At 69.6% G+C, this 11,965-nt stretch carries 14 protein-coding genes; 2 read left to right on the top strand and 12 right to left on the bottom strand.

Going from position 1 to position 11,965, the window contains the following annotated elements; translation table 11 throughout:
- Positions 1–136: 136 nt before the first annotated feature.
- From A4U64_RS10680 to A4U64_RS10640, 9 genes are all read right to left on the bottom strand, one after another.
- A complete protein-coding gene (locus A4U64_RS10680; RefSeq protein ID WP_029543844.1) occupies positions 137–610 on the bottom strand; it encodes a bifunctional nuclease family protein in 474 nt (157 codons plus the stop codon).
- Between the two features lie 113 nt (positions 611–723).
- Entirely contained in the window at positions 724–1,461 is a 738-nt protein-coding gene (gene ftsR / locus A4U64_RS10675) for a transcriptional regulator FtsR (protein ID WP_050035286.1), read from the bottom strand.
- A complete protein-coding gene (gene garA / locus A4U64_RS10670) occupies positions 1,461–1,928 on the bottom strand; it encodes a glycogen accumulation regulator GarA (RefSeq protein ID WP_006936772.1) in 468 nt (155 codons plus the stop codon). Before garA ends, ftsR begins: the two co-directional genes overlap by 1 nt.
- Before the next feature lie 174 nt (positions 1,929–2,102).
- Positions 2,103–2,507 (bottom strand): glycine cleavage system protein GcvH, encoded by a 405-nt coding sequence (gene gcvH / locus A4U64_RS10665; RefSeq protein ID WP_050035287.1) that lies wholly within the window; start codon positions 2,505–2,507, stop codon positions 2,103–2,105.
- A 43-nt stretch (positions 2,508–2,550) separates the two neighbouring features.
- On the bottom strand, positions 2,551–3,291 hold the full coding sequence (locus A4U64_RS10660) for a DUF881 domain-containing protein (protein WP_044475986.1): 741 nt from the start codon (positions 3,289–3,291) through the stop codon (positions 2,551–2,553).
- 4 nt (positions 3,292–3,295) lie between these two features.
- On the bottom strand, positions 3,296–3,652 hold the full coding sequence (locus A4U64_RS10655) for a small basic family protein (protein WP_029543853.1): 357 nt from the start codon (positions 3,650–3,652) through the stop codon (positions 3,296–3,298).
- Between the two features lie 5 nt (positions 3,653–3,657).
- Positions 3,658–4,524 carry a DUF881 domain-containing protein gene (locus tag A4U64_RS10650; RefSeq protein WP_065922544.1) on the bottom strand — a complete coding sequence of 289 codons (867 nt, stop codon included), beginning with the start codon at positions 4,522–4,524 and terminating at the stop codon, positions 3,658–3,660.
- Complete coding sequence (locus A4U64_RS10645) at positions 4,521–5,138, bottom strand: CDP-alcohol phosphatidyltransferase family protein (protein ID WP_006936765.1); 618 nt, start codon at positions 5,136–5,138, stop codon at positions 4,521–4,523. Before A4U64_RS10645 ends, A4U64_RS10650 begins: the two co-directional genes overlap by 4 nt.
- Positions 5,139–5,214: 76 nt before the next feature.
- On the bottom strand, positions 5,215–5,832 hold the full coding sequence (locus tag A4U64_RS10640; protein WP_006936763.1) for an NUDIX hydrolase: 618 nt from the start codon (positions 5,830–5,832) through the stop codon (positions 5,215–5,217).
- Positions 5,833–5,963: 131 nt separating this feature from the next.
- On the opposite strand from A4U64_RS10640, the gene A4U64_RS10635 reads away from it, so the two are divergent.
- Positions 5,964–6,902 (top strand): AAA family ATPase, encoded by a 939-nt coding sequence (locus A4U64_RS10635; RefSeq protein ID WP_050036365.1) that lies wholly within the window; start codon positions 5,964–5,966, stop codon positions 6,900–6,902.
- A 24-nt stretch (positions 6,903–6,926) separates the two neighbouring features.
- The gene (locus tag A4U64_RS10630) at positions 6,927–7,895 is read left to right on the top strand and encodes a vWA domain-containing protein (RefSeq protein ID WP_065922543.1); all 969 of its coding nucleotides are present in this window, start codon (positions 6,927–6,929) and stop codon (positions 7,893–7,895) included.
- Between the two features lie 603 nt (positions 7,896–8,498).
- Here A4U64_RS10630 and A4U64_RS10625 read toward each other — a convergent pair.
- The 3 genes from A4U64_RS10625 to adhE are packed head-to-tail and all read right to left on the bottom strand — an operon-like array spanning position 8,499 to position 11,845.
- The gene (locus A4U64_RS10625) at positions 8,499–8,702 is read right to left on the bottom strand and encodes an SMP-30/gluconolactonase/LRE family protein (RefSeq protein WP_050035289.1); all 204 of its coding nucleotides are present in this window, start codon (positions 8,700–8,702) and stop codon (positions 8,499–8,501) included.
- A 55-nt stretch (positions 8,703–8,757) separates the two neighbouring features.
- The gene (locus tag A4U64_RS10620) at positions 8,758–9,195 is read right to left on the bottom strand and encodes an SRPBCC family protein (RefSeq protein WP_006936756.1); all 438 of its coding nucleotides are present in this window, start codon (positions 9,193–9,195) and stop codon (positions 8,758–8,760) included.
- Positions 9,185–11,845: a bifunctional acetaldehyde-CoA/alcohol dehydrogenase gene (gene adhE, locus A4U64_RS10615; protein ID WP_029543860.1), complete on the bottom strand. Its 2,661-nt coding sequence runs from the start codon at positions 11,843–11,845 to the stop codon at positions 9,185–9,187. The genes A4U64_RS10620 and adhE overlap by 11 nt, the downstream gene beginning before the upstream one ends.
- Between the last annotated feature and the right edge of the window lie 120 nt (positions 11,846–11,965).

Here is an 11,965-nt window from a genome sequence, read left to right as displayed (position 1 = left end):
CGTACGCCCCGTGCGAAAAGTTGGGCAGCAACACGCCGACCGGACAACGATCTTCCGGTCCTGTACCACTCGTCGCAGAGCGCGCCCCGGCCACCGTGACCGGGAGTCGCGACAGAACCTCGGCGATGGTCGACGATCAGCCGTCCGTCGCCTTGAAGTCGTCGGGGGACACGGATTCGAGAAACTCCTTGAACTTCTCGACCTCGTCCTCCCGCTCATCCGGCATGACGAGGCCCGCTTCCACCAGCACCGGCTCCTCCACGAAGACCGGCGCGCCGATGCGCAAGGCTACAGCGACCGCATCGGAAGGACGGGACGACACGCGCAGACCACCGTCGAAGACGAGATCGGCGTAGAACGTCCCCTCTTTGAGATCCACGATCCGGACCTCCTGGAGGGTGCGGCCGAACGCATCGACCAGATTCTTGATCAAGTCGTGCGTCAGAGGCCGGACCGGCTCGACACCCTGCTGTTCCAGCGCTATCGCCGTGGCCTCCATCTGGCCGATCCAGATCGGCAGATACCGATCACCGTCGACCTCGCGCAGCAGAAGGACAGGCTGATTCTGCGGTTGCTCGACCCGAATCCCCACTACTCGCATCTCGCTCATCGAGCCGCCTCCCATCCCTGCTGTGCGTCGGTGGCGAACCGTCCGCCGATATCCCCCTGAATTCTAGTGCCAACGAGCCGCCGTCGTCAGAGTCGTTGCCACCGCTGCCACACTCACCGATCGAGAGCGCCCCGAACGGCCGCCTTGACGAGGCACGTGTGCATCGTCAACGACAACGCCGCCAATTCCCGCACCATTTCCTCGGCCCGGGCGCGCGCCCCGACGTCCCGGCCCTTCGCGACCGGACCGGCGATCTGCGCCACCAGGCCCGCCTCCCGGTCGGCCGCGAGCTTGAAGGCACGCAGGTGCCGGACCTCGAGGCCGAACTCGGCCATGGCCTTGGCGGTGCGAGCCAGCAGCACCGCATCCTCGTCGAAGAAGCCGGCCGCGCCGGGCACGATGAGCCCGGCGCGGATCAGCTCCGTGAGGAAGGACGATTCGATGCCCGCCTGCCGGCACAGGTCCTCCCGGCCGACCCGCACCTCCCGGTCCGTGCGCAGATCCTCCGGCGACACCTCGCCCGGCGCCACCGCCAGGGGCCGGGGCCGCTTCGGGCGGCTCTCCACCGAGCCCACCGTCGCGACACCACGGTCGATCGCCTCGAGCTGTTCCTTGATCACCTTCAGCGGCAGGTACTGGTCCCGCTGCGCGGTTAGCACGTACCGCAGGCGCTCGCAGTCCGCGATCGAGAAACGTCGATAACCCGACGGGGTGCGTTCCGGACTGATCAGTCCCTCGGATTCGAGGAAGCGGATCTTCGAGATCGTCACGTCCGGAAACTCGGGACGGAGCCGATCGAGCACGGACCCGATCGACATTCCCCCCGGTGACGGCTGGCGGGCAGCGGTCATCAGCTACCCGTGCCCTGCGAACCCCGCGGGCCGGTGAGGAACACCAGCCGGAACTTTCCGATCTGCACCTCGTCGCCGTTCGCGAGAACCGCCGAGTCCACCGGCTCGCGGTTGACGTAGGTGCCGTTCAGGCTTCCCACATCGACGACCTGGAACTCGCCCTCGTCCTGACGGAACTCGGCGTGCCGGCGGCTCACCGTCACGTCGTCGAGGAAGATGTCGCTGTCCGGGTGACGCCCGGCCGACGTCGTCGGCTGATCGAGCAGGAAACGCGACCCGGCGTTCGGGCCGCGCTTGACGACGAGCAGCGCCGATCCTGTGGGAAGCCCCTCGACCCCCGAGACGGGGGCCTCGGTCGTCCCCGTGCCCGCGCCGGTGGTATCGAGTTCGTTCAGGAAGTCGGCACGAAACACCGAAGTGGTTTCCGCAGGGGTTTCCTCGTAGCCCGCGTTGCCGTTCTCGCTCACCGTATCTCCTTATCCGTTCGACCCTTCGGGATCGCTCCCCCTGGGCCGCAGTTTCGTTCAGCCACGATCACTTCCGGTACGGACCCGCGCCCCGACCCGGCACACGCCTACCGTTGACCGTACCCTGCGCAACGTCCTTCGTGCAGGCAGACGCGGTCCCGGCCGGACGCGGCGTCAGTTCTGCGTGATCGCGCGGTACCCGTCCGCGTCGAGCGTGCTCGCCAGAGCGGCGTCGAGCTCGTCCTTGCTGCCGACCTCGAGGTCCACCAACCAGCCGGCCTCGTACGGGTCGCTGTTGACGAGCTCGGGATTGGCATCCAGATCCGGGTTCACCCCAACGACTTTCGCCGTGAGCGGCGCGTACACGTCGGAAACGCTCTTGGTCGACTCCACCTCGCCGAACGAGTCGCCCGCGGTGATCTCCGCTCCCGTCTCCGGCAATTGCACGAAGACGACGTCGCCGAGCTGTGACTGGGCGTAGTCCGTGATGCCGACGCGCGCAGTCGCGTCACCGGTTCGGCGAACCCACTCGTGCTCCGCCGTGTAACGCAGATCGGCGGGTGTTCGGAACTCACTCACGACAGGTCCTTTCGGGCAGCGACATTCGCGTGGAACGCCGGGTTCAATTACCGGGCTGAGAGTATTGTCGCGGCTCGATCTCCCGCAAGGCGGGTACCTCGACCTGCGGCGACTGTTCGATCTGTACCGACCCGCCCGCGCGCGCCACCGTGTCGACCACGCCGCCGGGGATGTTCAGAGCCGCCGCCAGCGTGGGCGCGTCCCCGATCGCGGCGACGGCGTAGGGCGCTGCGATCGATCGATCGTCGACGACCAGCGCACCGGCGGTGCCGCCCACCCAGGAGTCCACGCCGATACGGACGGCGGGGCCGCCGGTTCCGGCGACCTGGACGGCCTCCGCCCCCGCGGCGCGCAGCTCCTGGATCGTGTCGAGGAGGACTTCCGGTCCCACGCCGCGCCGAGGGTCGGCAATGGTCAAGATCACTCCCGGACCGGCCGCCGGGGCGGTACCCACCTGGATCTCCAGGGCCGAGAGGCGCTGCTGCGCCTCCGCGAGTGCGGCTTCGGAGCCGTTCCGTTCCAGGCTGGCCAGCGTCTGTTCCAGTGTGGTGATCTCCTGCCGCAGCTCCGCTTCGCGGCGGTTGAGGTTGTCGAGCACCACCAGCAGGTCGGCCGGCCGAGCGGAGTCGAGCGCGTCGCCCGAACCGGTGTTCCTGACCTGCGTGGCGATTCCCACGCCCAGCACCACCATGAGCAGCGCCGCCAGGGCGGAGAAGACGATCCGCGAGCGGCGCGCCGCGCCGCTCTCGGCCGGTTCGTGCCATTCGTGCTTGCCCTCATGCATCCGGCTACGCCCCGAACAGTCTGCGTCGCAGCGCGGATGCATTGCCGAAGATCCGGATACCGAGGACCACGACGACCGCGGTGGAGAGCTGGGTGCCCACCCCGAGCTGGTCGCCGAGCCAGACGATCAGTGCGGCGACGAGCACGTTGAAGGTGAAGGAGACGACGAACACCTTGGCGTCGAAGATCTCGTCCAGATAGGCGCGTAGTCCCCCGAAGACCGCGTCGAGCGCGGCGACCACCGCGATGGGCAGGTAGGGCTGGACCACGTCGGGCACCTGGGGGCTGAAGATCACACCCACGGCGATGCCCACGCCGAGGGCCAGCACCGCATAGAGGGCGTATCCGCGCTTGGTCGCCACAGTCTTCACCGCTCTCCCGTTTCCCGTGCCGATGCGACGTCGCGTACCGAGGCGCCCGGCAACGCGAGGTCCGTCGCCTCCGTGATGGTGAAACCTACCCCGTACAGCTGTTGCACCCCCGACATACGCAGGTAGGCGTCGCTGACGACGAAGCCGGTCTGCAGTTCGGCCGGTGACCCGACGGCGGCGACCGTGTAGGGCGAGAAGACCGGCTGGTTGTCCACGAGCATCGCTCCCCCGGCCTGCCGGACGGTGACACCGGGACCGACCCGTACCCCGTTGATCGCGACGGCCTCGGCCCCGCCGGCCCAGAGGGCGTTGACGACCGACTGCAGGTCGCGGTCGAGGATCACCGAGGTGCTGCGGGCGCGGTCCTTCTCCGCGGAGTCCGTCAGGTCGGGACGCGAGGTCGGATCGGCGAGGGTGACTGTGATGCCGGGGCCGCGCACGGGAGCCGCGGCGGCGGCCTCCTCGGCTCGGGCGAGCCGGTCGAGCACCGCCGCACCCTGTTCGTCGTCGGCGAGCACCTCGATGCGGCGCTGTTCCACCTGGGTGGCCACGTCGTCGCGGGTGGCCGCGAGTACGTCGTTGCGGTCCTCGGCGGTGCGGACGGTGGCGAGGATCTCGTTGCGTGCCTGGTCGGTACCGGATTCCCGCTCGATGTTCTGGGCGTAGGCCACTCCGAGGACGAGTCCGGCGAGCAGGCCACCGAGGACCAGCCAGAGCCCGATGCCGACCCGGGTCGGCCGGGCGTGGCCGGCGGCGCGGTCGTGCGCCGCGGCCGCGTAGCCGGGGTCGAGGTGGTCCTCGAGAAGCGCCTTGAGCAGCGACGGCACGGGGTTGCGGCGGATCTGCTCCCAGTTGCGGCTCATTCGGTGGCAGGCCCTCCCGGGGTGGGTACCGCACGGGCCGTCCGCACCGCCTGCGACAGGTAGAGCACGCCCGTCCACACGTAGAGGGCAGTACCCCAGAGGAGGGCGGCCCACCCCGCGGGCGCGAGGACGCCGGCCGCGGCGGGAAGCGCTTCCGCGGCCAGCAGGAGCGGCAACGCGAACATCAGCAGGAAGGTGGCGCCCTTACCCAGGTACAGCACCTCCGGGGGCGGCAGGCCACGGCGACGGTAGACGGCCAGGGTCGGAGCGAGGACCAGCTCCCGGCCGATCAGAACCACGGCGATCCACCACGGCACTATGCCGCGGGCCACCAGGGCGAGGAGGGTGGTGACGACGTAGAGGCGGTCGACGAGCGGATCCAGCACCGCGCCGAGCCGCGAGGCCTGGTCGAGCAGCCGCGCGAGCTTGCCGTCGGCCCAGTCGGTGATTCCGCTGAGCATGAGGACCGCAAGCGCCCATCCGTCGGCGTGCCGGACGAGGACCAGATAGAGGAAGATCGGGATGCCGACCAGGCGGACGACGCTCAACACGTTGGGGACGGTGACGATGCGGTCGGATCGAGCCGGCGCACCGGCCGTCGTCGCGTCGTTCATCGTCCGTCCTGTCGTTCGGGTGGGGTCGGTTCCGACAGCCTTGCACACACCTCGTCGCCGCCGGCCGGCCGACTCGTCACCTCCACGCGAACACGGGCTGTTCCAGGTCGTCGATGCGGGTGCTGCGACGGTGGAGCACGACTTCCCGGAACTGGTACACCACCGCCGCGGTGGGGGCGTGGACGAGATGTCCCCGGAACGGCCACTGGATCACCGGCTTGTCCGATTCCGGTATGGCGACGAACCGGGGTTCGCTGTCGAGCTCGGATGCGGTGACGGCATAGAGTGCGGCCACCTCGTCGGGGTTGGGCACGAGATCGTCGATCGCGGCATCCGCCCAGACGACGTACGGGGAGATGACGTAACCCGAGCGGGTGATGTAGTCGTCGAGGCGGCCGAGAATGCCGCCGGGGTCGGTGCGCAGGCCGAGTTCCTCGTGCAGCTCGCGCAGCGCGGCCACCTCGGGTGTCTCCCCGTCGTCGAGACGTCCGCCCGGCAGGGCGAACTGGCCGGGGTGCGCTCGCAGACGGGTCGGGCGGCGGGTGAGCGGCACGACAGGGTTGCCGTGCCCGTCGTCGAGTACGGCGACGACCACCGCCGCGTGACGCCGGCCTTCCAGCGGCAGGGAGCGGGGTTCGAACGCGGCGAGCGCCGACCCGATCTCGGTCGGGTCCAAGGGGTTCGGGACGGTCATTGCGTCGACATTAGGGGGTGGGGACTGCGATTCTGCGCATGGATCGCCGAATCGGTCCGCCCCGTGGGTCCACCCGGTGCATAGTTGTCCGAGGAAACGAACGGATCCCAGGGGTACACGAGGACGTGAGCATGCAGCGCACCACCCGACCGATGGCCGAGGTCCGCCGGGGAGTCGCGGACCGGGTGGTGGGCCGGGCCCGGGAAACCGACCTCCTGCTCGCTGCCATCGGCGCGGGGCGCGACGTGCTGCTCGAGGGGCCACCGGGCACCAGCAAGTCCACCCTGCTCGGCGCCATCACCGCCGAGCTCGGCAGTCCGCTGATGTTCGTCGAGGGGAACGCCGATCTCACGCCGGCACGCCTGGTCGGCTATCACGATCCGGCACGGGTGCTGTCGGAGGGCTACCACGAGGACAACTTCGTGCCCGGCCCGCTGGTGGCGGCGATGCGGGCCGGCGGGGTGCTCTACCTCGAAGAGTTCAACCGCTCGCCCGAGGACACACTGAACAGCCTGCTGACCGCGATGGCGGAGCGGCGGATCACGGTGCCGCGGGTGGGCACGGTCGAGGCCGATCCGGCGTTCCGCGTGGTGGCCTCGATGAACCCGTTCGACAACATCGGCACCGTCCGGTTGTCGATGAGCGTGCACGACCGGTTCTGCCGGCTGGCGGTGGACTATCAGGACACGCAGGCCGAACGTGAGATCGTCGTCCGGCGCACCGGGTGCGGGTCGGCGCGGCTCGTCGCCGACGCGGTAGCCCTCACCCGCGCCACGCGCGGGCACCCTGACCTGCGCGGCGGGTCCAGCGTCCGCGGCGCGATCGACCTGACGCTCGTCGCGATGCAGCTGATCGACATGCGGGACGTGCGCGGCGAGCTGCCGGACTCGGCCGACCCGCCGCGCGATCTGCCGCCGGCCTACACCGGCGCCGTGCTCGACGCCCTGCTGGTGGCTTTGTCCGGGCGGATCGCGGTGGACGAGGTCGCCGAGACCACACCCGAGGCGGTGTTGCGGGAGATCTGGCAGGACCACTTCCTCCTTCGCCCCAGCTCCGCGGCCCCCGGTTGAAGAGCCGTCCCCGCGGACGGCCCCGTGCACCGGCGCGCCCAGCGTCACTCCACCGGTCGGGGAAAGCCTTTCCGGCGCAAGCCGAAGCAGCTGTCGACGGTCCCGACGCTGTACGAGAACCGAGGCAGCGGCCAGGGTTTGGCGATGGTCGGCGGTCCGCATCGTCAGGGGCGCAGCCCCGGAACGGGTCCCGGTGCGGGTCCCGGGATGACCGACGAGCCGGCCGAGGTGCTGACACTGGGCGAACTCGATGCGTCGGGCCCTGCCGGCGACGCCGAGGTCCGACGCCGGGCCCGCGAGATCGCTGCGCGCCTGTCCGTGCCGCGCCCGCGGCACCGTCGCCTGCCTCGGCGGGGCGTCGGCAGACTGCGAACCCTGCCGTATCAGGACGGCGCCGAGGAACTCGATCTCGACCGCACCGTCGAAGTGCTCGCGGAGGACCCGCTCGCGCGGTCGACCGATCTGGTGATGCGGGACCGGATCCGCGACCGCCGGAAGGTGGTGCTGGTCGTCGACATCTCCGGGTCGATGCGCGGCGAACGCATCCGCACCGCCGCGGCCGCGGTGGGTGCCGTGGCCGGCGAGCTCGGCCACGACGATCTGGCGGTGGTGGCGTTCTGGTCCGAAGCCGCCGTGCTCAGCGCTCTCGGTGAGCCGGTCTCCCCGGCCCGGCTCGTGGACCTGCTGCTCCGGATCCCGAGCAAGGGTCTGACGAACGTCGGCTTCGCGCTCGAGGTGGCGGCGCGTCAGCTCCGGGACGTACCCGCCGACGAGGGACGGGTGCTGTTGCTGTCCGATTGTGTGCACAATGCCGGGCCCGATCCGCGGACCGCCGCCTCCCGGCTCCCTCGGCTCGACGTGCTCGCCGACATCTCCGGCGAACACGATCTGCTCACCGCCCGCGATCTCGCTCATGCCGGCCGTGGGCTGGCCCTGCCGATCCGGGGCCACCGCGACGTCGCTGCGGCCATCTCCCGCGCGTTCGGCGCCTGACTGTGCGCGGTGCCTCTTGGGGGTTTCGGTGGGGAGCGTGGAGTCGTGATGAATTTCGGAAAATACTTCTGTTCCGTACTGGTCGGATAATGTAAGCCGGACTTGGGTGCGCCGAGCGGTCTTCTTCTTGAAATTATTGTGTTCCGTTTGCTTCGAATTCGGATGCGGCGGTGTCAGCGGGGGCCCGCGCCCCTCCCCTCTCGTGCCCGAGGGGGCACCGCTCGGAACGGGCGGGAGAACCGCGCCGTCGTGGCTCGCTCATCGCGCCCGGTCCACGTCCACGCACAGGATCGCCGAGTCGCTCAGGGGCTTCCCAGGTACAACCGCCCGGCATGCTCGACGACGCCCGTCACCTCGCCGAAGGGCACATCCCGGCACCCGAAGTCGTGCAGCAGGCGGCCGTCCTCCCCCACCCCAGCACCCAGGTCGTGCGAGCGGGACGAGCCAGTCGCGCCACCGGCAGCCGCCACAACGCCCGGCGTACCACGGGTCAGCTGCCTCCGAGCCGGTCGAGGACACCATTGCGGGGCGCAACCATCGCCACCCACATCCGGCCGCCGCGCGCCCGGGAGACGTTGTCCGGCATTCCCGGAAGGTTCGTCATCAGCGGCCGCGGGGCGTGGGGGCACGGACCGGCAGTCCGGTCAGGCAGTAACCGCCGGTTTCGGCGAACAGGACAGTGGATTCGTCCTCCGTGAGAGTGATGCCATTCGGGAAGTGGAGCCGGTCGAGTACGACAGGGACCGAACCGTCCGGGTCACGGCGCAGCAGCCGGCCGCTGCCGCGGTGCTCGGGCAGGGCGCCCACGTAGTGGTCCAGACCGTGGCGGGTGTGGACCGGGTGGGCCCCGCGCCGCCCGCGTTCAGCTCTCCAGGCGCTTCTTCAGACCGGTGAGCGTACTGTCGACCAGGCCCTTGATCACCCGATTCCGCAGGAAACCGGGCAGCGGCAGGTTGTGGTGGATGGTCAGCTCGTACGTGACGGAGGTGCTGGCCGGACCGACCGCGTCGAGTTGGTAGCGCCCTTCCTGCCCGGTCTGCAGGCGTCCTTGGAGCATCGACCAGCTCATGCCGTCGTCGCGGTGCCGGTAGGTCAGGGTGTAGCTGTCGGTACCGACGGTGGCCGACGCCTTGAACCGGGCGGTGCGCGGCAATCCGGTCTCCTCGTCGACCTCGAGCACCTCGGCCTCGAGGATCTCGGGGATCCACTCGGTCTGGCTCTCGAGGTCACGGATGGTCGCGAGCACGGTGCCCAAGGGCGCCTCGACCTGGACGGTCTTGGTGGCGCTGTCAGTGGGCATGCTCGCCGTCCCCGTAGTAGCCGAGCCGGAGCAGGGTGGTGATCTCGCTGATCAGCGGCATCCGCGGGTTGGTGCGGTTGCTCAGGTCCTGGAACGCGGTCATCGCCAGCTCCGGCAGGGCGGCGAGGAACTCGTCCTCCGCGATGCCGATCTCCTTCAGGGTGCGCGGCACCCCCATGCGGCGGAGCAGGTCCTCGACACCCTGGAAGAGCCGGCGGCGGCTCTCCTCGGGTTCGTGCCCCCCGAAGACGATCCGCCCGAGCTGAGCGTACTTCTCGGGCGCGACGTACGCGGAGTAGCCCGGGGCCGGCATGAACTTGGTCGGCAGGCTGGCGTTGTAGCGCAGGGTGTGGGGCAGGAACACGCCGTTCACCCGGCCGTGGGCGATGCCGAACCTGGCGCCGACGGAGTGCGCGAGGGCGTGGTTCGTGCCGACGAAGGCGTTCGAGAAGGCGAGTCCGGCAAGAGTGGCGGCATTGGACATGTCGGTGCGGGCGGACAGATCGTTCGGGTCGTCGTACACCCGCGGCAGCGCCTCGAAGATCAGGCGCGCGGCCTGGACACAGAACGCATCGGTGTAGGGCGAGGCGAAGATGGAGGCTACCGCTTCCAGCGCGTGGGTCAGCGCGTCGATGCCGGTGTCGACGGTCAGGGTGCGCGGCATCGAGAGGGTGAGCATCGGGTCCACCACCGCCATATCCGGAACCAGCGAGTAGTCGACGAGGGTCTCCTTGCGGCCGGCGACGGTGAGGACGGCCGCGGGTGAGACCTCCGATCCGGTGCCGGCGGTCGTGGGGATTGCCACCAGCCGCAGCTTGTGTGGATCCTGCGGGTATTCCGCCATGCGCTTGCGGGGGTCGAGGAACGGCAGCGTCAGCTCCGCGAGATCCTTCTCCGGGTGTTCGTAGAACAACCGGATCGCTTTCGCCGCGTCGATCACCGACCCACCGCCGATGGCGATGAGCAGGTCCGGCGGGTACCCCTCGAGCAGCGCAACGCCGCGGCGGATGGTGGCCTCGTCCGGTTCCGGTTCGACCTCGCTGAACACCTTGATGTGCTCCGCGCGCAGGTGGGCGCGGAGCTCGTCGACGACTCCCCGCTGTTCGCTCAACGCGTCGGTGACGACCACAACGCTCGTACACGGGACCTCGCGGAGGTTCTCGAGGGCACCGGCATTGAAGTAGGTGTTGGAGGGCACGCGGAACCACTGCGGCGGGGTGCGCCGGTGCGCGACGGTCTTGATGTTGAGCAGCTGCTGGTAGTTGACGTTCTCGGTGGTGCTCGATCCGCCCCAAGTGCCGCAACCCAGGGAGAAGGTGGGGGTGAGGTTGTTGTAGATCCCGCCGAGCGCGCCGACCGCGGTGGGGGCGTTGACGAGGATCCGTCCGGTGCGCACGGCCAGACCGTAGGCGTCGATGACCGCCGGATCGGTGGCGTAGATGGCGGAGGTGTGGCCGAGGCCGCCGTGTTCGGTGACGAGCACGGCGGCGTCGATGCCGTGCTGGACGTCGCGGGCGCGTACGAGACCGAGGACGGGCATCAGCTTCTCCTGCACCAGAGGGTGCGCGGCGAGCTGGTCGAGGTCGGAGGGCAACGGCGCCAGGAGCACCTTGACCGCTGGATCCACGGTGAAGCCCGCGCGGGCGGCCAGTTCGGGAGCCTGCTGGCCGAGAGCGGCGAGGTTGACCTTGTCGCCGCAGCCGAAGGCGAATTCGGCCACCGCGGCGGCCTGATCGTCCGTGAGTACGTGCGCCCCCATCCGCTCGAACTCGGCGACGGTGGCGTCGTAGATCTCGTCGTCGATGATGCAGGTCTGTTCGGCGGGGCAGATCACGGAGGCATCGAAGGTCTTCGAGATGAGGATGTCGACGACGGCGCCCTTGATGTCGGCCGTGCGGTGCAGATAGATGGGGGCGTTGCCGGGTCCCACGCCGAGCGCGGGTTTGCCGGCCGCGTTGGCGAGGGAGACGATCTTCTGCCCGCCGGTGACCCAGATGAAGTCGACCCGAGGATGCTTGAACAGGTAGTGGGTGACCTCGTGGGCGGCGTCGGGAATGACCTGCAGCGCGCCGGGGGGCATACCGGCCGCTTCGGCTGCCGCGCGCAGGATCTCGACCGTGCGTTCGCACGACCGCACGGCGAAGGGCGAGGGCCGGAAGATGACGGCGTTGCGGGTCTTTGCCGCGACGATCGCCTTGTACAGCACCGTGGAGGTGGGGTTGGTGACCGGGGTGATCGCCAGGACCACGCCGATGGGTTCGGCGACGCGGACGATGCTGCGCTCGACGTCCTCCTCGATCACGCCCACGGACTTCTTGTCCTTGAGGTAGTCGTAGAGGAACTCGGTGGCCACGTAGTTCTTGACGACCTTGTCCTCGAAGACGCCGAATCCGGTCTCCTCGATCGCCACCGATGCCAGTTCCGCGGCCGCCCGGATGCCGGCCTGCGCCATGGCTTCGACGATCGCGTCGACCTGTTGCTGGTCGAGGGTGCGGAACTCGGCCGCCGCGGTGGTCGCCGTGTCGACGACCGCGTCGATCTGCTCGTGCCGGACCGGGCCGGTGTCGACGGCGGGAGTCGCCTCCGCCGTGGCGGCGTCGCCGGTGCTGTTGGTGGCCTGGGATTCGGTGCCGATCCGGGTTTCGGTCATGTTGTCTCCTCGGACTGGAGATGCCCGTCGCGCCTCGGTGTGGCCGCGGCTCCTGTTCGCGACAGTACTCGCGGCTCGAGGTGTTGACTGCGGTCTTTGGACCCTGACCGTGGGCCTTTC

Source organism: Rhodococcus sp. WB1, assembly GCF_001700945.1.
Classification (GTDB): domain Bacteria; phylum Actinomycetota; class Actinomycetes; order Mycobacteriales; family Mycobacteriaceae; genus Rhodococcus; species Rhodococcus aetherivorans.
This window is presented reverse-complemented; position numbering and strand designations above follow the sequence as displayed.

Bases quoted from the DNA above. Each gene is read 5' to 3' on its own strand.
- A4U64_RS10680 (WP_029543844.1), bottom strand. From the start codon at position 610: ATGAGCGAGATGCGAGTAGTGGGGATTCGGGTCGAGCAACCGCAGAAT.
- ftsR (WP_050035286.1), bottom strand. From the start codon at position 1,461: ATGACCGCTGCCCGCCAGCCGTCACCGGGGGGAATGTCGATCGGGTCC.
- A4U64_RS10660 (WP_044475986.1), bottom strand. From the start codon at position 3,291: ATGCATGAGGGCAAGCACGAATGGCACGAACCGGCCGAGAGCGGCGCG.
- A4U64_RS10650 (WP_065922544.1), bottom strand. From the start codon at position 4,524: ATGAGCCGCAACTGGGAGCAGATCCGCCGCAACCCCGTGCCGTCGCTG.
- A4U64_RS10645 (WP_006936765.1), bottom strand. From the start codon at position 5,138: ATGAACGACGCGACGACGGCCGGTGCGCCGGCTCGATCCGACCGCATC.
- A4U64_RS10640 (WP_006936763.1), bottom strand. From the start codon at position 5,832: ATGACCGTCCCGAACCCCTTGGACCCGACCGAGATCGGGTCGGCGCTC.
- A4U64_RS10635 (WP_050036365.1), top strand. From the start codon at position 5,964: ATGCAGCGCACCACCCGACCGATGGCCGAGGTCCGCCGGGGAGTCGCG.
- A4U64_RS10620 (WP_006936756.1), bottom strand. From the start codon at position 9,195: ATGCCCACTGACAGCGCCACCAAGACCGTCCAGGTCGAGGCGCCCTTG.
- adhE (WP_029543860.1), bottom strand. From the start codon at position 11,845: ATGACCGAAACCCGGATCGGCACCGAATCCCAGGCCACCAACAGCACC.